Source organism: Nocardia sp. NPDC019323, assembly GCF_044389845.1.
Taxonomy (GTDB): Bacteria; Actinomycetota; Actinomycetes; order Mycobacteriales; family Mycobacteriaceae; genus Nocardia; species Nocardia implantans.
Map to the genome: position 1 here is coordinate 324,529 of NZ_JBIRYN010000003.1, position 24,392 is coordinate 348,920.

A 24,392-nucleotide genomic window follows, 5' to 3' on the forward strand; every position below is an offset into this window, starting at 1 on the left:
CGGGGCGGCCCGCGCGTGTCGCGTGAACTCCGTCCAGCCCCGCGGCCGCTCGTGGTCTAGGGTCCGCGGCATGCACATTCTCGGACGGATCATCGGGATCGGCGTCCTCGCCGCGACCACCGTCGCGCTGGCGGCCTGCGGCTCGGACGACGAGTCCGCCACGGCCGTCTCCACGACGAGGACCACCGTGGCGGCAGGGCCTTCCGCGCAGCGCCCCGCCACGCAGAGCAAGGGCAGGGAGTGCACGGCCGACGATATCGGGGTCAGCGGCGATTTCGGCGCGGCGCCGAAGATCACTCTGCCCGACAACTGCGACCCGCCGAAGCAACTGATCGTCAAGGATCTGCAGGAAGGCAGCGGGCCCGCCGCCGCGCCCGGTCAGCAGCTGACCATGAACTACGCGCTGGTCACCTGGTCGGACAAGAAGACGCTGGACAGCTCGTTCGATCGCGGCAAGCCGTTCCAGCTCACCCTCGGCGCGGGCCAGGTCATCGACGGCTGGGACCAGGGGCTGGTCGGTGTGAAGGAAGGCGCGCGCCGGTTGCTGATCGTGCCGCCTGAGCTGGGCTACGGCGCGGGCGGACGCGGCATCGCCCCGTACGAGACGCTGGTCTTCGTGACCGACGCCGTGTCGGTGGGGAAGTAGCCCGCCCGCTCACGCGCCGCCACGGGCACCGCCGGGTGCAGCCCCGCCGGGCCGGTCAACTAACCTGGTCGGGATGCGTGGCGTACGCCGCACCCCTCGTCGTCTCGGCCGAGGCCGGGACTCCGGTTCGGATCGGCGCCGGTGGGGGAGCGCGGCAGCCGGCGTAGGGCCGCTTCGCCCGCCGTTCCGAACCGGGAACGCCGCGGGCGTGGCGCCGCAGAACGAACGTCAACCAGTACGAACAACGAACAAGGAGCATGTCCGTGAAGAGCACCGTCGAGCAGCTGAGCCCGACCCGGGTCCGGATCAATGTCGAGGTGCCCTTCGAGGAGCTGAAGCCGGATTTCGACCGCGCGTACAAGGCACTGGCCAAGCAGGTCCGCATCCCCGGCTTCCGTCCCGGTAAGGCGCCCGCGAAGCTGCTCGAGGCCCGTCTCGGCCGTGGCGCGATCCTGGAGCAGGTCGTCAACGACGCGCTGCCGGGTCGCTACAGCGAGGCCGTCACCACCTCCGAGGTGAAGGTCATCGGTCAGCCCGAGATCGAGATCACCAAGATCGAGGACGGCCAGGAGCTGGCCTTCACCGCCGAGGTCGACGTGCGTCCGGAGATCACGCTGCCGGACTACTCGAGCATCGCGGTCACCGTCGACGCGTTCACCGTCGGCGACGAGGACATCGAGGAGCAGTTGCAGTCGCTGCGCCAGCGCTTCGGCACCCTGACCGGGGTCGAGCGTCCGGTGCGGAACGGTGACTTCGTCTCCATCGACCTGTCGGCGACCGTGGACGGCGAGGAGGTGGCCGAGGCCGCCACGACCGGCCTGTCCCACGAGGTCGGCTCCGGTCAGCTCATCGAGGGCCTGGACGAGGCGCTGGTCGGATTGTCGGCGGGCGAGTCGAAGGAGTTCACCTCGAAGCTCGTCGCCGGCGAGCACGCGGGCAAGGACGCGGTCATCACCGTGACCGTGCAGACCGTCAAGGAGCGGGAGCTGCCCGAGGCCGACGACGAGTTCGCCCAGCTGGCCAGCGAATTCGACACGCTGGAGGAGCTGAAGGCCGATCTGCGCAGCCGCGTCGAGCGGGTCAAGAAGGTGCAGCAGGCCGGCGAGATCCGTGACAAGGTGCTCGACACCCTGCTCGAGCAGGTCGAGGTGCCGCTGCCCGACGCCGTGGTGCAGGCCGAGATCGACGCGGTGACCCACGACGCGGTGCACGGCTTCGACCACGACGAGGCCAAGTTCGCCGAGGCGCTCGCGGCGCAGGGCAGCACCCGCGAGGAGTTCGACGCCGACACCAAGCAGGCCGCCGAGAAGTCGGTCAAGACCCAGCTGCTGCTGGACGCGATCGCCGAGGCGGAGGGCACCCAGGTCGGCCAGGAGGAGCTCACCGAGCGGATCCTGTTCCAGTCCCAGCGCTACGGCCTGTCGCCGGAGCAGTTCATCCAGCAGGTGCAGCAGGCGGGCCAGCTCGGTGCGATCTTCGCGGACGTGCGGCGCGGCAAGGCGCTGGCGGGCGTGGTCGGCCAGGTGACCGTCACCGACTCCGCGGGCAACCCGGTGGACACCGCCGAAATGTTCGGCGCGCCCGCCGATTCCGCGGGCGAGGACGCGGCCGAGGAGACGGCCGCGGCGGACGCCGAGTAAATCCATGGAATGTCGGCGTGATCGACGCCCGCGAGGTGCGCTGATTGCGCTGTGAGCGAAGAAAGGGCGGTACCGGGAGTTCGGTGCCGCCCTGCTTCGTTAATGTTTGTGACGGCAAGTTGGATGGCCATGTCCGACCGGGTGCGGCGTATCCAACCAGTGATGGCTATGTGGCAATCCGCAACGAGCCGGCGAGAGAAGGCAGGTATCCGTGACAATCAACCAGGCAGGGGTCATGACAACCGCGACTGCTGGTCTCAACCTCAGTGATTCGGTGTACGAGCGCCTGCTGCGTGAGCGCATCATCTTCCTCGGCACGCAGGTCGACGACGACATCGCGAACAAGCTGTGCGCGCAGATCCTGCTGCTCTCGGCGGAGGATCCCACCAGGGACATCTCGCTCTACATCAACTCGCCGGGCGGATCGGTGACCGCCGGCATGGCCATCTACGACACGATGCAGTTCGCCGAGTGCGACATCGCCACCTACGGCATGGGCCTCGCCGCGTCCATGGGGCAGTTCCTGCTCACCGCGGGCACCAAGGGCAAGCGCTACGCGCTGCCGCACGCGCGGATCATGATGCACCAGCCCTCCGCGGGGATCGGCGGCTCGGCGGCCGACATCGCGATCATGGCCGAGCAGTTCGCGCACACGAAGCGGGAGCTGAACGAGCTGCAGGCGCTGCACACCGGCAAGTCGGTCGAGCAGGTCACCGCCGACGCCGACCGCGACCGCTGGTTCACCGCGGCCGAAGCCCTGGAATACGGCTTCATCGACCACGTGATCAGCCACGCGAATCAGGCCAACGGCGCCAAGAAGTAACGCACCGGATCACCCACAGGCCCCCGGACACCTCGAACGTCCGGCCGCCGCACCGACTTTGGAGACGAAGATGGCCAATTCGATCGACCCGCGCGCCGGCCTGTCCGGCATGGCACCGCAGAGCCCGCAGGCGCGCTACATCCTGCCGTCGTTCATCGAGCACTCGAGCTTCGGCGTCAAGGAGTCCAACCCGTACAACAAGCTGTTCGAGGAGCGCATCATCTTCCTCGGCGTGCAGGTGGACGACGCCTCGGCGAACGACATCATGGCGCAGCTGCTGGTGCTGGAGTCGCTGGACCCCGACCGCGACATCACCATGTACATCAACTCGCCCGGTGGCTCGTTCACCTCGCTGATGGCCATCTACGACACCATGCAGTACGTGCGCGCCGACGTCGCCACCGTCTGCCTGGGCCAGGCCGCATCGGCCGCCGCCGTGCTGCTGGCCGCCGGTACGCCGGGCAAGCGGGCCTGCCTGCCCAACGCCCGCGTGCTGATCCACCAGCCCTCGCTGGAGGGCGGCATCCAGGGTCAGGTGTCGGATCTGGAGATCCAGGCCGCCGAGATCGAGCGCATGCGCCGCCTGATGGAGACCACGCTCGCGCGGCACACCGGCAAGGACGCCGACACCATCCGCAAGGACACCGACCGCGACAAGATCCTCACGGCCGAGGAGGCCAAGGAGTACGGGATCATCGACACGGTCTTCGACTACCGGAAGCTCAGCGCGCAGAAATAAGGCGCGAATCGCCGTTCCGGCCGGTCCGGGACGGCGGGGCGAATTGCCGATCCCGGCGGCGATCCGCTCTGAATTGCTTTGTGACAGGGAATTCCGGCCGGGAAGTGCGCAATGGGGCATACCGCCCGGCCGGACCGCCCACGCGTGGCCGCGGGTTCGAGAATTCGTTCGAACCGGCGGCGCGGCGCCGCGGGCGGTGCGGAGGTGTCGACTGCCGCCGCGGCGGACGCTTCGCCTTTCGGCGTCGTGACGACTCGCACAACCCGCGCGAGAAACATGCGCGAGTTGTCGACCTCCATCCCGAACACCGGGTACGGTCAACCTAGGGACCTTTGCTCCCGGTTGACGGCACTGCCCCACCGGCCACGAAATCAGCCGATGCGTTTGCGGCTGCGAAAGTGGTGGACAGCTGGCAACCTGGACGGACGGTTGCACGCGGACAAGGAAGTAGGGACCCACGAGATGGCGCGCATCGGAGATGGCGGCGATCTGCTGAAGTGCTCGTTCTGCGGAAAGAGCCAGAAGCAGGTCAAGAAGCTCATTGCGGGACCAGGGGTGTACATCTGCGACGAGTGCATCGATCTCTGCAACGAGATAATCGAGGAGGAACTCGCCGAATCCAGCGAGGTGAAGCTCGATGAGCTGCCCAAGCCCGCCGAGATCCGGGAGTTCCTGGAGAACTACGTCATCGGCCAGGACACCGCCAAGCGCACTCTCGCGGTGGCCGTCTACAACCACTACAAGCGCATCCAGGCCGGCGACAAGGGGCGCGACAGCCGCGGCGAGACCGTCGAGCTGGCCAAGTCCAACATCCTGATGCTCGGTCCCACCGGCTGCGGCAAGACCTATCTGGCCCAGACGCTGGCGAAGATGCTGAACGTCCCGTTCGCCATCGCCGACGCCACCGCGCTGACCGAGGCCGGGTACGTCGGCGAGGACGTCGAGAACATTCTGCTGAAGCTGATCCAGGCCGCCGACTACGACGTCAAGCGCGCCGAGACCGGCATCATCTACATCGACGAGGTCGACAAGATCGCCCGCAAGAGCGAGAACCCGTCGATCACCAGGGACGTGTCCGGTGAGGGCGTGCAGCAGGCCCTGCTGAAGATCCTGGAGGGTACCCAGGCGAGCGTGCCGCCGCAGGGCGGGCGCAAGCACCCGCACCAGGAGTTCATCCAGATCGACACCACGAACGTCCTGTTCATCGTGGCGGGCGCCTTCGCGGGTCTGGAGAAGATCATCTCCGATCGCACCGGCCACCGCGGCATCGGTTTCGGCGCCGAGGTGCGCTCCAAGGCCGAGATCGACACCACCGATCACTTCGCCGACGTCATGCCCGAGGACCTGATCAAGTTCGGCCTGATCCCCGAGTTCATCGGTCGTCTGCCCGTGGTCGCCTCGGTGACCAACCTGGACAAGGAATCGCTGGTCAAGATCCTCTCCGAGCCGAAGAACGCGCTGGTCAAGCAGTACGTGCGGCTGTTCGAGATGGACGGTGTCGATCTCGAGTTCACCGACGACGCGCTGGAGGCGGTCGCCGATCAGGCGATTCTGCGCGGCACCGGCGCGCGTGGCCTGCGGGCGATCATGGAGGAAGTCCTGCAGCCGGCGATGTACGACATCCCCAGCCGCGACGATGTCGCCAAGGTGGTCGTCAACGCGGACACGGTCAACGACAACGTCCTGCCCACCATCGTGCCGCGCAAGGCGCAGCGCCCGGAGCGCCGGGAGAAGTCGGCGTAATTCGGGGTGTGGCGCCCCGTCGTAGTGGGTACTCCTTCGTGAGGGTTGAACAAACAGCCTAGTTCCGGCGTTCCGCGCCGGGGCGCATCATTCCCGCGAGCGAATCCGGTTCCCGAGATCGCTCGCGGGCGACTGGACCGAGGTCCTCATGTCGGCAGGCTTGGCCAATCCCTCGTACGTTCTCACCGCTGCTCGCAATGCCGATCACCCTGCCGAGCGGCTCAAGATCTCCGTCACCGTGCCGAGCGATTCCGTCACGCTGTGCGCGCTGGCCGGCGAAGTCGATCATTACACCGCCGAAGTGTTTCGCCGCAGGCTGATCGGCTCGCTGGGCACGGCGGCGCCGCTGGTGGTGGTCGATCTGTCGAAGGTCACCTTCTTCGGGGTCGCCGGGTTGCACGTCCTGGTCGACGCACGGTCCATGCTGGCCGAGACCGGCCGCAGGATGCGCCTGGTCACCGGGCCCCGGTGCGTGGACCGGCTGCTGCAGCTGGCCGGGGACCTCGCGCGCTTCGAGACCGTGTCGAATCTCGCCGACGCCGTGCTCGACGCGGCGTGACGTGATCCCGGTCGTTACCATCGGGGCATGTTCGCCAACCGGCGCTTGGAGCGCGAGGTCGATGCCCTGCACGCCAAGCTCGATCTGATCATGCGCCATCTGGGCATCGAGGCCCCTGCTTCGGCCGCGCCGCGCGCCGTGCCGTCCGTCCCGCACGGCGACGGCATGGCCGAAATCGATGCTCTTCTCGCGCAGGGCAAGAAGATTCACGCGATCAAGCGGTATCGCGAACTCACCGGGTGCGGGCTCAAAGAGGCCAAGGACGCCGTCGAACGGCGGTATCCGTACTGACCTCCGGGCGATACGAGCACCGGGCTCGACGGCTCGCACACCGTCGCTGTCATGTGCTGGTAAGGCGGCGCTTCCCGAACGACTTGTGCTGTGCCGCTGCCGAATAGACCTAGCCGTGTGCGCCCTGGACGGCGGGGGTGTGCAGCTCCACCGGGAAGTCGGCGCTCGCGCTGGACGGGCCGTCCGCCGCGGAGCGTTCCGGCAAGGGTTCGTGCCCGGTCGGGTCGGGCAGGCTGCGCACCTGCTCGGTGGCGTAGCCGATCGCGCGTCCGTATCGCGCGCTCGCGGCATCGTGGATGAGCAGGGCGACGCCGATCATCACCGGGGCGACTCCGTGCACGCCCGCGTCGAACCACCGCCCCGCGCTCACGTACGGGTAGGTGTTCAGTCCCACGGTGAGCGCGAGCAAGGCCATCTCGGCCGCCGCCACTTGGCTGCGGTTGTCCAGCACGCCCCATTCGGTGACCTTGTTGGTGCCGATCATGATGATGATCAGCGACACGCTGATCATCGCCTCGAGCAGATAGCTGAACCAGTACAGCGGGTCGTCCGGCCCGCCCGGCGCGATGTTGTGCTGGACGTTGACCGCCGACCACAGCATTCCGGCGGCGACCACGCCGGCCAGCGCGCCGAGCGACCAGGAGCGGTGCCGGTACAGCGACGCCAGCCTGGCGTGCGGGCTGGAGGCGCGCCGTTGCGCGGCGATCGCCTTTCGCGCCAGCAGCAGATCTCTGATCTCGGCCTTCTCGATGGCCTCCGCGGTGTGCCTGGCCCGGTCGGCGCCCGCGGCGCCCGCCTCGGCGTGCTTCCAGCGCTGTTCGCGGTCCTGGGTGCGGATGCGTTCGGCCAGTTCGCGTTCGGCGAGCAGCTCCTCCTCCGACAGCGCGCCGGTCAGCGCGGGGTCGAACTGGTAGGCGAGCCGGCCACGGGCCTTCTCGACTCGCCTGGCCAGCCGTGCGACGTCGTCGTCCGGGGTCTGTTCGTCGAGCATGCGGCTCCAAACGGTCGGGCGGAGGGGAACTCGAGACACCGAAGACGCCGACACGGCCTATCCCGCACCGAAACTCGCGAAGATAGCTCGCAGGCCGCGGTACGGCCAGGCGACGTCAACACCTCTTATTCTTAGTGCATTCCGGGCCGTAGCGACAGCCCGGAGCGGACGCGGCGCTGAAGTGCCAGGTGAGGCCGGACCATTTCCGCAGCGCCGCGGCCGTTTTCAGGCCCAGGGCACGCGGCAGGAATCGGTGCTGAAGCCCTGCGCGGTGATGCCGAGTGCCGAATTGAACCTGGCGCGTGAGTTTTCCAGCGCGATGTGGTAGCTGAGCTCGACCACGCCCGCTCGGCCGAACCGCCGCTCCAAGTCGGCGATCTGCTCGTCGGTGACCGTGGTCGGCGTCGCCGTCATCGCGTCGGCGTAGGCGATGGCGGCGCGCTCGTCGTCGGAGTACAACGGCGAGGTCGCGTAGTCGGCGATGTGTTCCAGCCGCGCCACGTCCAGCTCGCCCAGGCGCATGAGCATGGCCCCGAAGTCGACGCACCACGAACAACCGATCGTCCACGCCGTGCGATAGACCGCGATCTCGCGGATGACGGCGGGGAGGGCGGTGCTGGCCTTGTCGACCATGGTTTCGTGGACCGCGCTCGCGCGCAGCAGTTTCGGATGGTTGGCCGTCACGGCGAAGGGCTCGGGCACTTCACGGAAGCGGCGCTTGGCCAGCCGGTACAGGAGCTTGGTCGTCGGTCCCGCCTGCTGCGGGGTGACGGCGGCGATACGGGTGGCGCCCATGTCGATCTCCTTCGATCAGCGGATGTGGTTCCTACTTCTCGGACGAGAGACCGCGCCGGAATGTGATGGGGCCGCGATGTGACGTGGCGCACCCGGCCGTCGCGCGCTACTCGGGCTCGACCCGCATGTCCTCCTGGCTCCAGTAGGCGCGCATCCCGGTGATCCGGCCTTCCTCGTCGAACTCCATCACGTCGATCGGCGACAGGACGAAGCGCTGTCCGCCGACCTTGGTAACGATGGTGAACGGGAACGCGGCCTGATTGCCCGCGATCCTGACCTCCTCCGGCCGCAACTCGGTCTCCCGATCCAGTGCGGCGATCACCTCGTAGAACTCGCGGATGGCGTCGTGGCCCCGCTTGGGCGGGGTGCCGACGGGGTCCTCCACGATCGCGTCGGGCGCGTACAGCGCGACGATGTCCTCGGTCGGACCCGAGCCGACCAGCTTGACGTACTGCTCGACCACGTCGCGTATCTGCTTGGCCACGGCGTCTCCTTCGAAATGAAACGTGTTCTAATTCGTAGCCTAGCGCGTTCGCGCGCCCGATTCGATCCCCTTCGTTTCGTTCAGTACGACGATCCGCACCGCGGTGGTGAGCTGTGCTGTGGCCGACCGGCCGCTCAGTGCGCGTCATGCGGCCCGGAATGCGGCGTGAACCCGGATTCGGATGGCAGAACATCATCCGGTCGCCGCTCGCGACGACGCGGCGCGCCCGCCACGGCGGGATCAAGGCGCTGCGCACGGTACGCGACGTCAACGGTCGCGAGCACGAACGGAACGTCCACCCCGACGGAGAGGGCCGCGGCGGGCGGATGCGCCTTCGGCGAGGCGACGGTGCGATGGCTCGCCTGCCGGGCCCGCGCAGCGCCGAGGACGAAGGCGTTTCCGGCGGGGGCTCGGCCTCCTGCCGTCATGCCGTCACGGTTCGTGCGAACCGGACGATGTTCTGTTGTGCGGGCTGACAGGTCCGCCCGGTGCGACCCGGGCGGACACGCGGGCGATCGCCGTTGATCTCCCAGGTTCGCCGTTGAACCATGACCCGCGCTCGGCATCTGTTGATTGTGTCGGGAACAGCGGACCGCGTGTTACTGCTCGATAGCCGCCATTTCCGGGTCGTCGCTGCCGGAGCGCCCCGTCTTCGGCACCGGCCATCCGGCGTGGCGAACCGACCGCGGAGCAGCCCGCTGACGTGATGGTCCTTTCGTCCTTTTCGCCCGGCGAGCGTCGGCCGTTCACCTGTTCCGACGGCGCGGAGCGGGGAAATTCATCGCTATTTCCGCTGTTCGTGCGCGGTGTGTCGAGCTTGCGTGCCCGGTGCCGTGCTGTTTACTCGGTCCGGTCAACCAGATGTTCGAGTGACGAGTGGAAGCGGAGGAGACATGGCACTGCCTACCATGACCGCAGAGCAGCGCACCGAGGCCTTGGCCAAGGCGGCTGCGGTCCGCAAGGCACGCTCCGAACTGATCGGCAAGGTGAAGGCGGGCAAGGTTTCGGTCGCGGATCTGCTGAAGAAGGCCGACTCCGACGAGCTGGTGAAGAAGACCAAGGTGGCCGCGGTGATCAAGGCCCTGCCCGGTGTCGGGCCGGTGAAGGCCGCGAAGCTGATGGACCAGGCGGAGATCCCGGAGGATCGCCGGATCGGTGGGCTCGGGGCGCGCCAGCGCGCGGCACTGCTCGAAGCGCTGAAGGACTGACGGGCGGGGAATTCGGAAGACGCGGCGTCATCCGCGGATTCACCGGATCACGCCCGTGGTGATCGTCCACGGGCGTCCCGGACTCGGCCGCCGGATCTGCCGCTCGGACGGCGGCGGGGGAAACGCAGCGTCACCGGTCGCGGCTCCGAGAGGGGCAGCTCGCCCCGCGGCGGCAGGAAGACGCAGACCGCCCCGCCGATTACCAGCAACAACGCCGCGATCAGGCTGGCGGTGAAACTCGCGGCGCCGAGTTCGGCGGGCTGGTGCAGCAGGTGGTACAGGAAATGGGGCACACCGAAGGTGAGCCAGCCGACGCCCGCGATGCGGGCGGCAGTGGTCCGGTTGACCACCAGCGCGGCGATCGTCACCGCAGTCAGCGCCAGGAAGAAGGCCCCCACATCGGCCGCCAGATGGTGGTTGTACGGCCCGTCCGCCGCCACCCATCGGGCGCCGAACCCCGGAAAGCTGGTGTACCAGGAGTGCGGCGCGAGCGTGGCCCAGAGACCGACGATCGCTCCTTGCACCGCCAAGACGGCCAGCACGATCCGCGTCAGCAGCAGGCGGCGGTATTGTTCGAACCGCATCCGCACCCGCAGGCCATCGGAGTTCCCCTCCACCGAAATCCGCATCGGCCGCTCCGTTCTCGCAGAATCCGTTCCGGCTCCGTGCAGTCACGGTAGAACGGGCGTCGGGCGCGGGCAATAGTGAGTCAGGCCAACAACGAGTCCGCGCCCGGAGCGGCGCGGACGCGGTCGGGAGCGGTGTACACGTTCATGGTGTCGCCGCGCAGGAAGCCGACCAGACTCAGTCCGGCGTCGGCGGCGAGATCGACCGCGAGCGAACTCGGCGCCGAGACCGCGCCGAGCATCGGGATTCCGGCCATGACGGCCTTCTGCACCAGTTCGAACGACGCGCGCCCGCTCACGATCAGCACCGAATCTTGGGCGGGTATCAGGGATTCACGCAGGGCCCAGCCGATCACCTTGTCCACCGCGTTGTGCCTGCCGATGTCCTCGCGTACGGCGAGCGCTTCGCCGTCGGCGGTGAACAGGCCCGCGGCGTGCAGGCCGCCGGTGGCCTCGAATACCGATTGGCGGTCGCGCAGCAGGCCGGGCATCGCGGCCAGTACCCGGGTATCCACCACCGGGCCGCCGGCGGGCAGCGGGAACCTGGTGCGGGTGCGAACTTCGTCCAGGGCGGTCTTTCCGCACAGTCCGCAGGCTCCGGTGGTGAGGAAGGAGCGTGTCGGCACCGGGACGGAGGTGCGCAGGGTGACGTCGAGGACGTTGTAGGTGTTGCGGCCCTTGTCGTCGGTGCCCGCGCAGTAGCGGGCCGCCACGATGTCCTCGGCGGAGCCGATCACGTCTTCGCTCAGCAGGAAACCGTGCACCAGGTCGATGTCGTTGCCGGGGGTGCGCATGGTGACCGTCAGCGACTGCCCGCCGATGCGGATCTCCAGCGGTTCTTCGACGGCGAGGGTGTCCGGGCGGTGGATCTCTCCGCTCGGCGAGATCCGGCGCATCCGGCGGCGGGCGGTGACGCGGCTCATGCTGTGTTTCCTACAGCGCGAGCGGTGCTCGACGCGCGGGGTCTGCCGCCCATGCGGCGTTGCTCGGCGGCACCAGCGAGCCCGTGTGTGGCCGCGCAGTCCTGCTGACGGACCCGGTCGGTCATGCCTTGCTCGCCTCGAACCTAATGGTGACCGCTTTGGAGACGGGCGTGTTCGATCGTTTCGCGACGTGATCCAGCGGTACGAGAGGGTTGGTCTCGGGATAGTAGGCGGCGGCGTTGCCGCGCGGCGTCGGGTAGGAGACCAGGCGGAACCCTTCGACGCGGCGCTCGGTGCCGTCGGTCCATTCGGAGACTATGTCGACCGGATCGCCGTCGCGGAAACCGAACGCGGTGATGTCGTCGGGGTGGACCAGCACCACCTTGCGGCCGTTGTGGATGCCACGGTAGCGGTCGTCGAGGCCGTAGATGGTGGTGTTGTACTGATCGTGACTGCGCAGGGTTTGCAGGATCAGTCTGCCTTCGGGGACCGGCAGCCAGGTCAGCTCGTTGACGGCGAAATTGGCCTTGCCCGTGGCGGTGCGGAATTCGCGGGCGTCGCGCGGCGGATGCGGTAGCTGGAAACCGTTGCGGCCGCGGACTTTCGCGTTGTAGTCGGCGCAGCCCGGGACGACGCGGGCGATGGCGTCGCGGATGCTGTCGTAGTCGCGGGCGAACCGCGCCCACCCCACCGCGTGATCGGGGCCTAAGAGCGCATGGGCGAGTTCGCAGACGATGGCGACTTCACTGCGCAGATGGTCGCTGACCGGCTTCAACCGTCCGGTGGACAGGTGCACCATCGACATCGAGTCCTCCACCGACACCTGGTTCTTGCTGCCGTCGGGGGCGAGGTCGAGGTCGGTGCGCCCGAGCGTCGGCAGGATGAGCGCGGTGCGGCCGTGCACGATGTGGCTGCGGTTGAGTTTGGTGGAGATCTGCACGGTGAGCGCGCAGCCGCGCAGCGCGGCCTCGGTCACGGCGGTGTCGGGGGTCGCGGAGACGAAGTTGCCGCCCATGCCGACGAACACTTTCGCCCGTCCGTCGCGCATGGCGCGGATGGCGGCCACGGTGTCGAAGCCGTGCTCGCGCGGGCTGGTGATGCCGAACTCGCGGTCGAGGGCGTCGAGGAAGGCGGCGGGCATCTTCTCCCAGATGCCCATGGTGCGGTCACCCTGCACGTTCGAGTGGCCGCGCACCGGGCACACGCCCGCGCCCGGCTTGCCGATCATGCCGCGTAGCAGCAGCAGGTTGGTGGCCTCCTCGATGGTGGCCACGGCATGGGTCTGCTGGGTGAGGCCCATCGCCCAGCACAGGATGATGTTGCGGGAGCGGGCGAACAGTTCCGCGGTGTGCTCGAGCTCCGCCCTGGTGAGGCCCGTCGCTTCCAGTACCGTGTCGAAATCGACCGCGCGCATGTGCTTTTCGTATTCGGCGTAGCCCGCGCAGTGTGCGTCGACGAACGCTCGGTCGACCACCGTGCCCGGCGCGCGGTCCTCGGCTTCCAGGAGCAGGCGGCCCAGCGCCTGGAACAGGGCCAGGTCACCGCCGAGGCGGATCTGCAAGAAGTCGTCGGCGATCGGCACACCGGTCGTGACCCCCTTGATCGTCTGCGGGTCCCGGAAGCCGAGCAGCCCGGTCTCGGGCAGGGGGTTCACCGCGACGATCCGGGCGCCTTTCGCTTTGGCGTCGGCCAGCGCGCTGAGCATCCGGGGATGGTTGGTGCCCGGGTTCTGTCCCGCGACGACGATCAGGTCGGCCTCGGCGAAGTCATCGATGGAGACCGAGCCCTTGCCGATGCCGATCGAATTCGACAGTGCCGCGCCGGAGGACTCGTGACACATGTTGGAGCAGTCCGGCAGGTTGTTGGTGCCGTAGCTGCGCACCAGCAGCTGGTAGAGGAACGCGGTCTCGTTGCTGGTGCGGCCGGAGGTGTAGAACACCGCCTCGTCCGGCGAGTCCAGTCCGCGCAGGGTTTCCGCGATCAGGTGGTAGGCGTCGTCCCAGGCGATCGGCCGGTAGTGGGTGTCGCCGGGCCGCAGCACCATCGGGTGGGTCAGCCTGCCCTGCCGGCCGAGCCAATAGCCGGACTTCTCGCTCAGCTCCGCCACCGAATGCGCGGCGAAGAACTCGGGAGTCACCGTGCGCAGCGTGGCTTCCTCGGCGACGGCCTTCGCGCCGTTCTCGCAGAACTCGGCGGGCCTGCGGTGGCCGGTCGGCTCCGGCCACGCGCAGCCGGGGCAGTCGAAGCCGTGCACCTGATTGACCCGGGCCAGGGTGCGCGCGGCGCGGACCACGCCCATCTCCTCGATCGAGCGTTTCAACGCCACCGCCACGGCGGTGACGCCCCCGGCCTGCTCTTCGGGCGGGGTCACCGTCAGCTCGGACTCGTCGATGTCGCGGCTCGGTCCGTTTCGGTGCATGTCGCCATTGTCCTCCCCGCGCGGGCCGGACCGGACGCGACCGGGTGATCGGCTGGTCTCCGGCTCGAGGCCGACGCACCCTGCGGTCACGAACGGCGGCGTGCTCCCGCGATATCCGTCGTGCCCGTGCGTTGCGTATCGCCGCGGTGGGTGAGGACTCGCTCGCTGATGCGGACGCGCCAGCCGGGCGGGAGTTCGGTCGGAGAGGTGCTGATCCGGGTCCACTGATCGGTGCCGGGGCCTGCGATGAAGGTGCCGGAGGTGGCGGCGGCATCCCGGATGTACACCTTGCCGCCGTCCACCGACACATAGGCATGGACTCGCGAGACGTGGCGGTCACGCTGGATGACGATCGGCTCGGCGGCGGCGGTGCGGACCGCTTCGTCCACCTGCGGTCCGCGCCCGATGACGTAGGCGCGGTCCAACGGGTAGGCCGCCCCCTCTTCGGTGACCAGGGCGCCGACGGTGGCCTCCGCGGACAGCGCTGCCTGGCGCAGGCCACGCGTTCCGCCGTTGTCGGGCGCTTTGCGCAGGGCGACCGGTTCGTGCGCGGGCTGCACCTGCGACCACGCGAGCGGTCGATCCGGAACGGGCCGGGGCGGGCGCGGTTTGACGAGGGGGCGGGACGACTCGGTCGGCCGGGCGGGTGCGACGGCGTCGGCGGCGCTGGGCGGCCGGGGAGCGGGGGTCGCCTGCGCGACGGCGTCGGACGTACCGGTCTGCCTGGCCCCGGGCTTTGCCTGGACGACGGCGTCGGCGGCGCCGGTCGGTTCCGGCATCGCGGCGAAACCGGCCGCGGCCGTCGGCTCGGGCTCGCCCTGGGCGGAAGGCTCGGATGTCCGCGGCCCGGCGGGCTTTCCGGCGCGTCGTACCGCGGCGTGCAGCACGAAGCCGCCACCGGGGACCACGCCTGAGCGCAGGTCGGTGCGGGGCAGCGCGGTGGGCGGCGCGCCGGTGCCCGCGCCGATGGTGATGCGGCGCACCGGTTCGCGCACGATCTCGTCCACCCAGGTGAACGCACGCCCGCCGTCGAGGCGGCGGGCGCCCTCCGCGCCTTGGATCTCCGCGGTCACCGGTCCGCGCAGCAGGATCAGCACCCCGTCCGCGGTCGGCGCGACGACGCCGAACGGCGGCGGTTGCACCGTGCTGCCGAAGATCACCGCGGCCAAGCGCTGCGCCAGCGCGGCGCCGGGATGCTCGCCTTCGGCCACGGCTTCGATGGTGCCGAGTATTCGGTCCGTGGAGGTCGTTTCGGCCCCGAGGTAGGCGACGACCGCACCGAATCGGGCGACGAGCCCGTCGCCCGGTGCGATACCCACGGTGGACGGTTGTCTGCGCACCCGCGCCCTCCTTCCCGGCGCACTACCGGCATACCGAAGCCAGCATAGAGCGTCGGCGACAACCGAACCGGGCTCCGCGCGCATCGCGCGGCGGACATCGCGATCGCCGCGCCATGCCGCCGGATGCTCGAATCACACTCCGCCGGGCGGGTTCTCGCCAACGGTCGGTTCCGCCTTCGGCAGGGGCTGTGAGCTGCGCGTTGTGGTGTTTTCCGCAGCGAGCTGCCGGTCATGTGGGGCGATATATCACTATGTCGTGGGTCACCCACCGACGGTACGAGGACTCACCGGGGCCATGTCTCGGATCGCCTGCCCACCCGTTGTGCGAGGGCGCTAGGCGGGTGTCCCTCCGTCGTGGAATTGCGCCGTTCGTCCGAACGCCGTTCGCCCCTGGTTATGCTCACCCGATGAGCGCAGCAGCCGTCAGCCGCAGGGCCCGTCCGGCCAAAGCTCCGCTGAGCCGCGAGGTGATCGTGCAGACCGGCCTGCGCATTCTGGACCGGGACGGAGCGGCGGCGCTGACCATGCGCCGGGTGGCGCAGGACTTGGACACCGGCGCCGCGTCGCTGTACGTGTACGTCGCCAATCGCGACGATCTGATGGCCGCCATGCTCGACCATGTCCTCGGTTCGGTGCCCGAACCCGCCGGGGCGAGTTGGCGCGAACGGCTCACCGCGCTGGTCGATGCCATGGTGGCGGCGATGAGCAGGCACGAAGGGCTGGCGCTTGTGGCGCTCGGCGTGATCCCGAGCAGTCCGAACGCCATACGCCTGGTGGAGCTGATGCTCCGCTCGCTCATCGAGGCGGGACTGGACGACCGGACCGCGGCGTGGGCGGTGGACCTGCTGTATCTGCACGTCACCGCGTCGGCGGCCGAACAGAGCGCGCACCGCACGGGCGGCGGCAGCGAACAGGAGTACCTCGCCACGATCGAGCGGCGCTTCGCGGAACTTCCGGCCGACCGCTATCCGACCGTCGTGGCCATGCGGGAGACGCTGCTGGCCGGCGGCGGCGAGGCGCGCGCGGCCTGGGCCGTGCGCGTGCTGCTCAACGGCATGCTCGCCACACGGGCGGAGTGAAATGCGCTGGCCCGCCCGCCGATGGGCATTCACAATGAGCCGGTGATCCGGCCCGCGACGCCCGAAGACCTCCCCGTGCTGCAAGACATCGAGCGTGCGGCGGGCGAGCCGTTCGCGGAAATCGGCATGACGACGGTGGCCGACGACGAACCACCCCCGCTGGCGACGCTGCGACAGTTCCAGCAGGCGGGACGGGCCTGGGTGTGGACCGATGACGAGCTGCCGATCGGTTATCTCCTGGTGGGAGTGGTCGACGGGAACGCCCACATCGAGCAGGTCTCGATACGCCCGGAGCACGCGCGGCGCCGCATCGGCAAGCGCTTGCTCGACCGGGCCGCGCGCTGGGCGGCGACCGCGGGCCTGCCCGCGTTGACCTTGACCACGTTCACCGAGGTGCCGTGGAACGGCCCGTATTACGAACGCCTCGGCTTCCGGTATCTGTCGGCCGCGGAAGAGACGCCGGGGCTGATCGCGCTGCGCGCCGCCGAGCGGGCCCACGGGCTCGACCGCTGGCCGCGCGCGTGCATGCGCGCGGAGCTGTCCACGTGGTCGATGGACTGAGCGAACCGGGCCGTCAGGTGAGGGCGCGCGCGGCTGCGGGTGCCGCGGCGACCCGGTCTGCGGTGATCAGGCCGATGCGCGTGCGCCGATCCAGCAGGTCGCCGGCATCGAGCGCCCCCTCGTGGGACACCGCGAACGCGAATTCCGCCGCCAGCACGTCGATTCCGGGTGCGACCGGTTCTGCGAGCGCGGGGTCACGGCGGGCCGCGGCCAGCACGGTGGCCGCCTCGCCGCCGTAGCGGTCGATCAGTACGGGCGGGGCGTCGATGCGATCGCGCTCCGCGCCGGAGACCGCGCCCACCAGCGGCAGCCGCCGGGTGCGGCACGGTCCCGCGGTCAGGCCGCCGTGCGCGACCGCGGCGTCGATCGCGTCCTCGGCCATTTTCCGGTACGTGGTGAGCTTGCCGCCCACGATGGTGACGATCCCGGTCGGGGATCGCAGCACCGCGTGCTTGCGGGAGATGTCGGCGGTGCTGTCGTCGGCGGTCTCCAGCAGCGGGCGCAGTCCGGCGTACGAGCCGCGGATGTCGTCGCGGGTCAGCGGCTCGCGCAGGGCGGGATTGACGGTGTCGAGCAGGAAATCGATCTCACCGTCGGTGGCCTTCGGCTCGTCGGGCACCGGGCCGGGGGCATCTTCGTCGGTCAATCCCAGGTACACCCGGCCGTGCGCGGCGGGAAAAGCGAAGACGAAGCGGCCGACGCTGCCGGGCACCGGTACGGTGAGCGCTGCGGTAAGGCCACCGAAGGAGGCGGCGGAGAACACCAGGTGGGTGCCGCGGCTCGGGCGCAACCGGATGCTCGGATCCACCTGATCGGCCCAGACGCCGGTGGCGTTCACCACGGCGCGCGGCCGCACCGCGAGGGTCTCGCCGGTGCGCGTGTCGCGCAGGGTCGCCGAATTCCCGGTGACGTCTCGGGCTTCGACGCGGGTCAGAATCCGTGCGCCGTTGGCCGCCGCGGTGCGCGCCAGTGCCACGACCAGGCGCGCGTCGTCGACGAGCTGTCCGTCCCACGCCTGCAGCCCGCCGCGCAGATCCGCCCGGCGCACGGTCGGTGCGAGCCGCACCGCCTCCGCTGCGGCGACGCGCCGGGACCGTGGCAGCAGCGCCGCGGGGGTGCCCGCACCACGCCGCAGCAGGTCACCCGCCAGGAAACCGGCGCGCACCAGCGCGGCTTGCGCCGTGCCGACGTTCGGCAGCAGCGGTACCAGCTGGGGGAGCGGGCGCACCAGGTGCGGCGCCGTGGTGCGCAGGAGGATGCCGCGTTCCACCGCGCTCTCGTGCGCGATGCCGACCCGGCCGCTCGCCAGATAGCGCAGGCCGCCGTGCACCAGCTTGGAACTCCAGCGGCTGGTGCCGAAGGCCAGGTCGTGGCGTTCCACCAGCACGGTGCGCAGCCCGCGGGCCGCGGCGTCCAGTGCCGCGCCCGCGCCGGTGACGCCGCCGCCGATCACCAGGACGTCGACCTCGGCGCCGTCGCCGAGCCGGGACAGATCCGCGGCGCGGCGGGCGGCGTTCAACGCGGAATCACCGGTGTGTCCCGGATCAGGGTTCATCACGAGGCCTTTCGGTTCTGACGAGAAGCGCGCGAAACACGGCTCATCGCGTGTGCCTCGGTTCGCCGGTCTCGCGGTGGTCGAGGTATCCGTCGATCGCGCGGCGGAGTTCGGTGTCGAGGTGCTCGCCGGCCAGCAGCGGTGCGACGGTGCCCGCCGACTGCACCGCGGACTGGGCGATCAGCAGCAGCATCGTGGCCATGCGATCGGGGTCGCCCGCGCGGATCGAGCCGTCCCGCTGGCCGTCGCGGATACCCGCCGCGAACAGCTCGATCAGAGCGCGCTGGTTGCGTCCGAGCCTGCCGAAGACGTAGGTGAGCATGAGGTCGGTGTCGGTGCGGAAGATCTTGCCGAACAACGGATTCGACCGGACTGTCGCCGCCCCGGCGACCACGCCGTCGACCAACCTGGCGCGCGCGCTGCCCGCGGACGGCATCGTCGCCGCCACGATCCCGCGCAGCTCGCGCACCAGCAGTTCGGCCACCAGCGCGCCGGTATCCGGCCAGCGGCGGTAGACGGTCGGTCTGCTGACGCCCGCTCGGCGCGCCACCTCGGTGAGGGTGGTGCGGCGCACGCCGAACTCCGCCACGCAGGCGCGAGCGGCGTCGAGAATCGCCAGGTCGGTCGCCGAGAGGCGCTCGGCGGAGTCGTCGGGAGCGGTCAACGTGTCACCACCGGGAAGTAGATCGGCAAATCATTACTGCTTGACACTTTATGTCAAACTGTAACGCATGGTGGAGACAGAGCAGCGCACCCCGGCCGATCCGGCTTCCGCCGCGAAGCCCGACGTGAGCGGGCCGGCGGCGAGTATGGTCTGGGATGCCTGGGGTGTCCCGGCCGGGCACCAGCCACTCTCGGATCGGGTCCGCGGCCTGCTGACGCAGGTGTTCGGGGTATCCGGCGACTCGGTGGCGCGTCGCGACGAGGGCGACGTGCCACTGCGCGAATCGGCGTTGACGCCCGCGCGGCGAGCCGGGTTGGTCGAGGTGGTCGGCGCCGGCAACGTGTCGACCGACCACCGCGATCGGCTGCGGCACGCAGGGGGCAAGAGCACACCCGATCTGCTGCGCCGCAGGGCCGATGGCCCGCAGGACGCGCCGGACGCCGTCGTCTTCCCGGCCGGCCACGACGAGGTGCTCGCCGTGCTGGCCTACTGCGCGGCGAACTCCGTCGCGGTGGTTCCGTTCGGCGGCGGCACCAGCGTGGTGGGCGGCGTGCAACCGCTGCGTGGTCGTTTCGACATCGTGATCGCCCTGGATCTACGCAGGCTGGACACGGTCACCGAGATCGATCCGATCAGCGGCACGGCCACGCTGGGTGCGGGACTCACCGGTCCCCGCGCGGAGGAACTGCTCGGCGAGCACGGGCTTTCGCTGGGGCACTTCCCGCAGAGTTTCGAGTTCGCCACCATCGGCGGCTTCGCGGCGACGCGGTCATCCGGCCAGGCTTCGGCGGGCTACGGCCGCTTCGACGACATGGTGCAGCGGCTGAAGATCGCCACGCCCAGTGGCACCCTGGCGCTCGGGCGCGCCCCCGCCTCGGCGGCCGGGCCGGACCTGCGTGAGCTGTTCGTCGGATCGGAAGGGACGCTCGGCGTGATCACCGAGGTCACCTTGCGCGTGCACCCGGTCCCGGAAACCGTTGCCTACCAGGCATGGTCGTTTCCCGATTTCGCGACCGGCGCCGCCGCCCTGCGCGCTGTGGTGCAGGAGGGCGCGGCGCCGACCGTGCTGCGGCTGTCCGACGAGGCGGAGACCGGGATCAACCTCGCCCGGTCCGGCGACGTCGGCGGCAACCCGGTGGCCGGATGCCTGGCCATCACCACCTTTGAGGGCAGCGCCGCGCACGTCGCCGCGCGCAGCGCGGAAGCGGGTGCGCTGCTGGCGGCGGCGGGCGGCTCGGCCCTGGGCGAGACACCGGCCAGGGAGTGGGAGCACGGTCGTTTCGCCGCGCCGTATCTGCGCGACGCGCTGCTGGATGTGGGCGTGCTCTGCGAAACGCTGGAAACCGCCACCACCTGGTCCAACGTGATCGCGCTCAAGGCGGAGGTGACCGCGGCGCTGAGCGAGTCGCTCAGCGCCGAGGGAACGCCGCCGCTGGTCATGTGTCACATTTCGCACACCTACCCGACCGGGGCGTCGCTGTATTTCACCGTCGTCGCCAAGCAGGCGCACGACGCGCCGGCCCAGTGGCAGGCCGCCAAGCGCGCGGCCGGCGACGCCATCATCGCGGCGGGCGGCACCATCACCCATCACCACGCGGTCGGCGCCGACCATCGTCCCTGGGTTCCGGACGAAGTGGGTGAGCTCGGCGTGCGCGTCCTGCGCGCGGTGAAGGCCGAACTCGACCCGGCCGGCATCATGAACCCCGGAAAGCTGGTGCCGTGAACGACCATTCGCCGGTGCGCAAGGTCACCGTCGTGACCAACCCGCGTTCCGGGCACGGCAGGAGCGGCGAGGCGGCGAGCGCCGCGATCGGCCGCCTGCGCGCGGGCGGCGCCGAGGTCACCGAGGTGTGCGCGCCCTCGGCCGCCGAAACGGCCCGGCAGGTGCGGGAGTCCATCGCGGACGCGGTCCCGCCCGATGCCGTGGTCTGCGTCGGCGGCGACGGCTTGCTCAACGTGACCCTCCCGGCCGTGGCGCAGACCGGCGTCCCGCTCGCCATGGTTCCCGCAGGCACCGGCAACGACCTGGCCAGGGAACTGGGTGTGCCGACCGACGACCCGGTCGCCGCCGCTGCGCTCGTGCTGCGCGGGCGGACCAGGACGATCGATCTCGGCAGGATCGAATCGCCCGGCGCGCCGATGTGGTTCGCCACGGTGACCGGCACCGGGTTCGACGCGCGGGTCACCCTGCGCGCCAACGAGATGCGCTGGCCCAAAGGCAGGCTGCGCTACACCCTCGCCGCGCTGTCCGAGATTTCCGGCCGCTTCACCGTGCCCTACCGGGTCGAGCTGGTGGACGCGGTGACCGACGGTCTCACCAACCCGGGCGCGGGCTCTGTGCTGGAGACCGAAGCGGTCATGGTCGCGGTCGGCAACACCCGCACCTACGGCGGCGGCATGCTGATCTGTCCGGACGCGATCATGGACGACGGACTGCTCGACCTCACCGTGGTCGGCGCGCTGTCGCGCCGGGAGATGCTGCGCTTGCTGCCCGCGCTGTCGGCGGGAAAACGCCAGGATCATCCGGAGGTGAAGCAGTTCCGTGCCGCGGCCGTGACGCTCACCGCAGCGGGCGCGCCCGCCACCGCCGACGGCGAACCGGCGGGCGTCCTGCCGATCACCATCCGGGCCGTCCCGGCGGCTCTGACCGTGCTGGTGCCTTGAGCCGCATCGGCTTTCGCCGGTCAGGCGAAGGTCACGCACCGCAAGTTGTCCACGGTGGCGCGGTCGGCGATGACCACCGACCGCGCGCCGCGGGCGGCGTGTCCGGTGGCCACCGCGCTCATCAATCGGCCCCAGCCGCGCACGTGCAGCCGGAAGGCGACGCGGTTGATCCGCCGTCCGCGACTGTGCTGACCCGCCTTGGCCACCGGTGCGGGCACATCGAGCAGGAGCAGGTGCAGTTCGCGATGCGCGGCCCAGCGGGCGATCAGGGTGCGCGCCCACTGGAAGGTGGCGCAGTCGTGGATGACCACCGGGCCGCCCGCACGCAGCGCGGCGCGGATGGCGAGGAAGTGCGCCACGTGCACCACCGGTCGCCATAGGAGATACGGCAGCCACCGGAGTTTGGGCCGCCACCGATTGCGCGCCTGTATCGAGTCGAGCACCAGCACCCCGGCGGAACTGCGCGACGGTGCGGTGGCCGCCGCGTCGGCGTCGAAGAACTTGCCCAAGGCGGTGCTCTTGCCCGCGCCGGGGACGCCGGCGACGATCAGCGCCGCCGCGGCGGGATATCGGAGCTCCGCGACCGCGTGACCGCGCAGATCATGCAGTGCGGCCGGGAACAGGATCGGCGGCGCCGGTTCCGGGACGTGCTGCGGCGCGGCTTCCAGCGGGGGGTTCACCTCTCCCAGCGTCCGTGGCCGAGACGCGTTCGACAACCGGGAAAACCCTGGTTTTTCTTGGTGATTCGCCGGGGAGGGCGCGCCTGGGGTGTTCACCCTCTCCAGCCTCCCGAGTTTTCGCCGATTCGGCAATATCGGACATTTCAGGCACGTGTCGGTTCACGTGGGTTTGCGGCCAGCCGACCGCGCTCTCAGATGCATTCGCTCGCCCTGGGAACCGAATAGGCTCAAGATTTCCACCGGGCCCCGCCCCGCGCTGCCGAACCAATGCGGTTGGCGGGTGTCGAATTCCGCGGCTTCGCCGGGGCCGAGCGTCAGATCGTGCTCGCCCAGCACCAGCCGCAGCCGTCCCGACAGCACGTAGAGCCACTCGAAACCCTCGTGCACCTTCGGGTCCGGCTCGCTGCGCTCGGGTGGAATGACGATCTTGAACGCCTGCAGCGGCCCCGGTTGCCGGGTCAGCGGAAGAATGGTCAGCCCGTTGGTCTTGCGTGCCGTCGTGTGGACCCGGGGGTCGGCGATCTTCGGTGCGGCCACCAGTTCGTCCAACGGCACCTGATGGGCCATCGCGATCGGCAGCAGCAGTTCCAGGCTGGCTTTTCGCTGGCCGGATTCGAGCCGCGACAGCGTGCTCTTGGAGATCCCGGTGCTTTCCGCCAGCGCGGTGAGTGTGACATTGCGGCGGGTCCGCAGTGCTTTGAGTCGCGGACCGATGTCGGCGAGGGCTCGGGCGACGCCCGGTGGTGTGGACATGTCACCAGTGCACCGCGTTTTCCCGGATTCGGCAATATTAGTTGCTGAATGCCGCCGGTCGACGGCACTGTGTCGGTGGAGGTGATCGCGAATGAGCGAGACATATGACGTGGTGATCGTGGGTGGCGGTGCGGCGGGGCTGTCCGGGGCGCTGGTCCTGGCCCGCGCGCGGCGGCGGGTCGCGGTGGTCAGGGGCGGTGCGCCGCGCAACGCGCCCGCCGAGCACATGCACGGGTTCCTGTCCCGGGATGGCATGCCGCCCGCGGAATTGCTGGCGGCCGGAGCCGAGGAGGCGGCGGGCTACGGCGCGGAGCTGATCTCCGACTTCGTCGTCGGCGCGGAACCGGCGGGGGACTCGGAGTTCGCGCTGCGGCTCGGCGGCGGTGCGACGCTGCGAGCGCGCCGCGTGCTGGTCGCGACGGGACTGCGCGACGAACTGCCGCAGCTGCCCGGAGTGCGCGAACGATGGGGCCGCGACGTGCTGCACTGCCCCTACTGTCACGGCTACGAGGTTCGTGACCAGCCGATCGGCGTGCTCGGCGGACCGGAACCCGGCGCCATGGCCAGGGCGGTGCACCTGGCGCTGCTGCTGCCGCAGTGGTCCGGCGACGTCGTCTTCTTCCCCAACACGATGCCGCTGTCCGATGGTGAGCGCGCCCACCTGGACGCGCGCGGGGTCCGTGTGGTCGAAGGCGCGGTCGCGCGGTTCGTGGTGGACGACCGGCTGCGCGGTGTGGAACTGGCCGACGGGCGAGCCGTGCCGAGAACGGCGATGTTCGTCGCGCCGGCCTTCCGCGCCGCCGACGACGTGCTGGTGGCGCTCGGCTGCGCCTTCGACGACAACGGCTGGGTCGTGACGGACGCCACCGGGCGCACCAGCGTGCCCGGTGTCTGGGCCGCCGGTAATGTGAGCAATCCGGCCGCCCAGGTGATATCCGCGGCGGGCGCCGGCTCGACCGCGGCCATCGCGATCAACGGCGATTTGGTGCTCGCCGACGTCGCCGTCCTCGCCCGATAAGGGGTGTATCCGGGGTAGAAAATGCCGGAAGCTGAGAATTGCTTATGGATTCCGAGTGCGGTCGTGGATCGCCGGTAAGCTTCTGACATAGGCGGAGTGTTCGGTGTCCCTCATCCACCGAAGACTCCGCCTTTCTTCGTCTTCGTCGTGGAATTCCCCTCCGAACGATTCCGCGCGGCGTCCCTGCGGGC

General features: G+C 69.9%; 25 protein-coding genes. 14 read left to right on the forward strand and 11 right to left on the reverse strand.

The features are described 5' to 3' along the window. Nucleotides 1-70: 70 nt before the first annotated feature. From ACH49X_RS14435 to ACH49X_RS14465, 7 genes are all read left to right on the forward strand, one after another. Entirely contained in the window at nucleotides 71-646 is a 576-nt protein-coding gene (locus ACH49X_RS14435; RefSeq protein ID WP_357205087.1) for an FKBP-type peptidyl-prolyl cis-trans isomerase, read from the forward strand. Nucleotides 647-909: 263 nt separating this feature from the next. Next, a complete protein-coding gene (tig, locus tag ACH49X_RS14440) occupies nucleotides 910-2,286 on the forward strand; it encodes a trigger factor (RefSeq protein ID WP_357205090.1) in 1,377 nt (458 codons plus the stop codon). A 235-nt stretch (nucleotides 2,287-2,521) separates the two neighbouring features. Then, nucleotides 2,522-3,109 carry an ATP-dependent Clp protease proteolytic subunit gene (locus ACH49X_RS14445; protein ID WP_067802392.1) on the forward strand — a complete coding sequence of 196 codons (588 nt, stop codon included), beginning with the start codon at nucleotides 2,522-2,524 and terminating at the stop codon, nucleotides 3,107-3,109. A 70-nt stretch (nucleotides 3,110-3,179) separates the two neighbouring features. Then, on the forward strand, nucleotides 3,180-3,848 hold the full coding sequence (locus tag ACH49X_RS14450; protein WP_039796610.1) for an ATP-dependent Clp protease proteolytic subunit: 669 nt from the start codon (nucleotides 3,180-3,182) through the stop codon (nucleotides 3,846-3,848). A 462-nt stretch (nucleotides 3,849-4,310) separates the two neighbouring features. Continuing rightward, complete coding sequence (gene clpX / locus ACH49X_RS14455; RefSeq protein WP_067802795.1) at nucleotides 4,311-5,591, forward strand: ATP-dependent Clp protease ATP-binding subunit ClpX; 1,281 nt, start codon at nucleotides 4,311-4,313, stop codon at nucleotides 5,589-5,591. A gap of 148 nt (nucleotides 5,592-5,739) precedes the next feature. Then, complete coding sequence (locus ACH49X_RS14460) at nucleotides 5,740-6,150, forward strand: STAS domain-containing protein (RefSeq protein WP_195077532.1); 411 nt, start codon at nucleotides 5,740-5,742, stop codon at nucleotides 6,148-6,150. A 27-nt stretch (nucleotides 6,151-6,177) separates the two neighbouring features. After that, a complete protein-coding gene (locus tag ACH49X_RS14465; protein ID WP_195077533.1) occupies nucleotides 6,178-6,441 on the forward strand; it encodes a ribosomal protein L7/L12 in 264 nt (87 codons plus the stop codon). A 109-nt stretch (nucleotides 6,442-6,550) separates the two neighbouring features. Here ACH49X_RS14465 and ACH49X_RS14470 read toward each other — a convergent pair whose 3' ends face one another. From ACH49X_RS14470 to ACH49X_RS14480, 3 genes are all read right to left on the reverse strand, one after another. Beyond that, the gene (locus ACH49X_RS14470; RefSeq protein WP_357205093.1) at nucleotides 6,551-7,432 is read right to left on the reverse strand and encodes a hypothetical protein; all 882 of its coding nucleotides are present in this window, start codon (nucleotides 7,430-7,432) and stop codon (nucleotides 6,551-6,553) included. 225 nt (nucleotides 7,433-7,657) lie between these two features. Then, the gene (locus tag ACH49X_RS14475) at nucleotides 7,658-8,227 is read right to left on the reverse strand and encodes a carboxymuconolactone decarboxylase family protein (RefSeq protein ID WP_195077534.1); all 570 of its coding nucleotides are present in this window, start codon (nucleotides 8,225-8,227) and stop codon (nucleotides 7,658-7,660) included. A gap of 106 nt (nucleotides 8,228-8,333) precedes the next feature. Next, on the reverse strand, nucleotides 8,334-8,711 hold the full coding sequence (locus tag ACH49X_RS14480) for a nuclear transport factor 2 family protein (protein ID WP_195077535.1): 378 nt from the start codon (nucleotides 8,709-8,711) through the stop codon (nucleotides 8,334-8,336). A gap of 113 nt (nucleotides 8,712-8,824) precedes the next feature. Between ACH49X_RS14480 and ACH49X_RS14485 the strand changes: the two genes are divergently transcribed. After that, nucleotides 8,825-9,187, forward strand: coding sequence for a hypothetical protein (locus tag ACH49X_RS14485; protein WP_357205096.1), 363 nt, complete (start codon nucleotides 8,825-8,827; stop codon nucleotides 9,185-9,187). Nucleotides 9,188-9,604: 417 nt separating this feature from the next. Next, a complete protein-coding gene (mihF, locus tag ACH49X_RS14490) occupies nucleotides 9,605-9,919 on the forward strand; it encodes an integration host factor, actinobacterial type (RefSeq protein ID WP_039796616.1) in 315 nt (104 codons plus the stop codon). 47 nt (nucleotides 9,920-9,966) lie between these two features. Here mihF and ACH49X_RS14495 read toward each other — a convergent pair whose 3' ends face one another. The 4 genes from ACH49X_RS14495 to ACH49X_RS14510 all read right to left on the reverse strand — a co-directional run bounded on the left by ACH49X_RS14495 (nucleotide 9,967) and on the right by ACH49X_RS14510 (nucleotide 15,227). Then, nucleotides 9,967-10,548, reverse strand: a complete 582-nt coding sequence (locus ACH49X_RS14495) for a hypothetical protein (RefSeq protein ID WP_195077537.1) — start codon at nucleotides 10,546-10,548, stop codon at nucleotides 9,967-9,969. An 80-nt stretch (nucleotides 10,549-10,628) separates the two neighbouring features. Beyond that, nucleotides 10,629-11,468: a formate dehydrogenase accessory sulfurtransferase FdhD gene (fdhD, locus tag ACH49X_RS14500; protein WP_357205099.1), complete on the reverse strand. Its 840-nt coding sequence runs from the start codon at nucleotides 11,466-11,468 to the stop codon at nucleotides 10,629-10,631. A gap of 121 nt (nucleotides 11,469-11,589) precedes the next feature. Continuing rightward, the gene (locus tag ACH49X_RS14505; protein WP_357205102.1) at nucleotides 11,590-13,887 is read right to left on the reverse strand and encodes an FdhF/YdeP family oxidoreductase; all 2,298 of its coding nucleotides are present in this window, start codon (nucleotides 13,885-13,887) and stop codon (nucleotides 11,590-11,592) included. Nucleotides 13,888-13,973: 86 nt separating this feature from the next. Continuing rightward, the gene (locus ACH49X_RS14510) at nucleotides 13,974-15,227 is read right to left on the reverse strand and encodes an FHA domain-containing protein (protein ID WP_357205105.1); all 1,254 of its coding nucleotides are present in this window, start codon (nucleotides 15,225-15,227) and stop codon (nucleotides 13,974-13,976) included. Nucleotides 15,228-15,634: 407 nt separating this feature from the next. Here ACH49X_RS14510 and ACH49X_RS14515 point away from each other — a divergent pair, with 407 nt between their 5' ends. Further along, on the forward strand, nucleotides 15,635-16,306 hold the full coding sequence (locus ACH49X_RS14515) for a TetR/AcrR family transcriptional regulator (protein ID WP_195077541.1): 672 nt from the start codon (nucleotides 15,635-15,637) through the stop codon (nucleotides 16,304-16,306). Between the two features lie 42 nt (nucleotides 16,307-16,348). Beyond that, a complete protein-coding gene (locus ACH49X_RS14520; protein WP_357205108.1) occupies nucleotides 16,349-16,867 on the forward strand; it encodes a GNAT family N-acetyltransferase in 519 nt (172 codons plus the stop codon). Between the two features lie 13 nt (nucleotides 16,868-16,880). Here ACH49X_RS14520 and ACH49X_RS14525 read toward each other — a convergent pair whose 3' ends face one another. Beyond that, complete coding sequence (locus ACH49X_RS14525) at nucleotides 16,881-18,422, reverse strand: glycerol-3-phosphate dehydrogenase/oxidase (RefSeq protein WP_195077543.1); 1,542 nt, start codon at nucleotides 18,420-18,422, stop codon at nucleotides 16,881-16,883. A gap of 43 nt (nucleotides 18,423-18,465) precedes the next feature. After that, complete coding sequence (locus tag ACH49X_RS14530; protein WP_195077544.1) at nucleotides 18,466-19,086, reverse strand: TetR/AcrR family transcriptional regulator; 621 nt, start codon at nucleotides 19,084-19,086, stop codon at nucleotides 18,466-18,468. A 145-nt stretch (nucleotides 19,087-19,231) separates the two neighbouring features. On the opposite strand from ACH49X_RS14530, the gene ACH49X_RS14535 reads away from it, so the two are divergent. Further along, a complete protein-coding gene (locus ACH49X_RS14535; protein WP_195077909.1) occupies nucleotides 19,232-20,809 on the forward strand; it encodes an FAD-binding oxidoreductase in 1,578 nt (525 codons plus the stop codon). Further along, complete coding sequence (locus ACH49X_RS14540; protein ID WP_397069913.1) at nucleotides 20,806-21,750, forward strand: YegS/Rv2252/BmrU family lipid kinase; 945 nt, start codon at nucleotides 20,806-20,808, stop codon at nucleotides 21,748-21,750. The genes ACH49X_RS14535 and ACH49X_RS14540 overlap by 4 nt, the downstream gene beginning before the upstream one ends. A 20-nt stretch (nucleotides 21,751-21,770) precedes the next feature. Here ACH49X_RS14540 and ACH49X_RS14545 read toward each other — a convergent pair whose 3' ends face one another. Continuing rightward, the gene (locus ACH49X_RS14545; RefSeq protein ID WP_323123919.1) at nucleotides 21,771-22,430 is read right to left on the reverse strand and encodes an AAA family ATPase; all 660 of its coding nucleotides are present in this window, start codon (nucleotides 22,428-22,430) and stop codon (nucleotides 21,771-21,773) included. Nucleotides 22,431-22,589: 159 nt separating this feature from the next. Next, nucleotides 22,590-23,183 carry a helix-turn-helix domain-containing protein gene (locus ACH49X_RS14550; protein ID WP_195077545.1) on the reverse strand — a complete coding sequence of 198 codons (594 nt, stop codon included), beginning with the start codon at nucleotides 23,181-23,183 and terminating at the stop codon, nucleotides 22,590-22,592. 91 nt (nucleotides 23,184-23,274) lie between these two features. On the opposite strand from ACH49X_RS14550, the gene ACH49X_RS14555 reads away from it, so the two are divergent. Next, entirely contained in the window at nucleotides 23,275-24,201 is a 927-nt protein-coding gene (locus tag ACH49X_RS14555; RefSeq protein ID WP_195077546.1) for an NAD(P)/FAD-dependent oxidoreductase, read from the forward strand. Nucleotides 24,202-24,392: the final 191 nt, after the last annotated feature.

Excerpts from the sequence above, each read along its gene's own strand:
- ACH49X_RS14435 (WP_357205087.1), top strand. The coding sequence starts at position 71 with ATGCACATTCTCGGACGGATCATCGGGATCGGCGTCCTCGCCGCGACC.
- ACH49X_RS14445 (WP_067802392.1), top strand. The coding sequence starts at position 2,522 with ATGACAACCGCGACTGCTGGTCTCAACCTCAGTGATTCGGTGTACGAG.
- ACH49X_RS14450 (WP_039796610.1), top strand. The coding sequence starts at position 3,180 with ATGGCCAATTCGATCGACCCGCGCGCCGGCCTGTCCGGCATGGCACCG.
- clpX (WP_067802795.1), top strand. The coding sequence starts at position 4,311 with ATGGCGCGCATCGGAGATGGCGGCGATCTGCTGAAGTGCTCGTTCTGC.
- ACH49X_RS14460 (WP_195077532.1), top strand. The coding sequence starts at position 5,740 with ATGTCGGCAGGCTTGGCCAATCCCTCGTACGTTCTCACCGCTGCTCGC.
- ACH49X_RS14465 (WP_195077533.1), top strand. The coding sequence starts at position 6,178 with ATGTTCGCCAACCGGCGCTTGGAGCGCGAGGTCGATGCCCTGCACGCC.
- ACH49X_RS14470 (WP_357205093.1), bottom strand. The coding sequence starts at position 7,432 with ATGCTCGACGAACAGACCCCGGACGACGACGTCGCACGGCTGGCCAGG.
- ACH49X_RS14475 (WP_195077534.1), bottom strand. The coding sequence starts at position 8,227 with ATGGGCGCCACCCGTATCGCCGCCGTCACCCCGCAGCAGGCGGGACCG.
- mihF (WP_039796616.1), top strand. The coding sequence starts at position 9,605 with ATGGCACTGCCTACCATGACCGCAGAGCAGCGCACCGAGGCCTTGGCC.
- ACH49X_RS14495 (WP_195077537.1), bottom strand. The coding sequence starts at position 10,548 with ATGCGGATTTCGGTGGAGGGGAACTCCGATGGCCTGCGGGTGCGGATG.
- fdhD (WP_357205099.1), bottom strand. The coding sequence starts at position 11,468 with ATGAGCCGCGTCACCGCCCGCCGCCGGATGCGCCGGATCTCGCCGAGC.
- ACH49X_RS14505 (WP_357205102.1), bottom strand. The coding sequence starts at position 13,887 with ATGCACCGAAACGGACCGAGCCGCGACATCGACGAGTCCGAGCTGACG.
- ACH49X_RS14515 (WP_195077541.1), top strand. The coding sequence starts at position 15,635 with ATGAGCGCAGCAGCCGTCAGCCGCAGGGCCCGTCCGGCCAAAGCTCCG.
- ACH49X_RS14525 (WP_195077543.1), bottom strand. The coding sequence starts at position 18,422 with ATGAACCCTGATCCGGGACACACCGGTGATTCCGCGTTGAACGCCGCC.
- ACH49X_RS14535 (WP_195077909.1), top strand. The coding sequence starts at position 19,232 with ATGGTCTGGGATGCCTGGGGTGTCCCGGCCGGGCACCAGCCACTCTCG.
- ACH49X_RS14550 (WP_195077545.1), bottom strand. The coding sequence starts at position 23,183 with ATGTCCACACCACCGGGCGTCGCCCGAGCCCTCGCCGACATCGGTCCG.
- ACH49X_RS14555 (WP_195077546.1), top strand. The coding sequence starts at position 23,275 with ATGAGCGAGACATATGACGTGGTGATCGTGGGTGGCGGTGCGGCGGGG.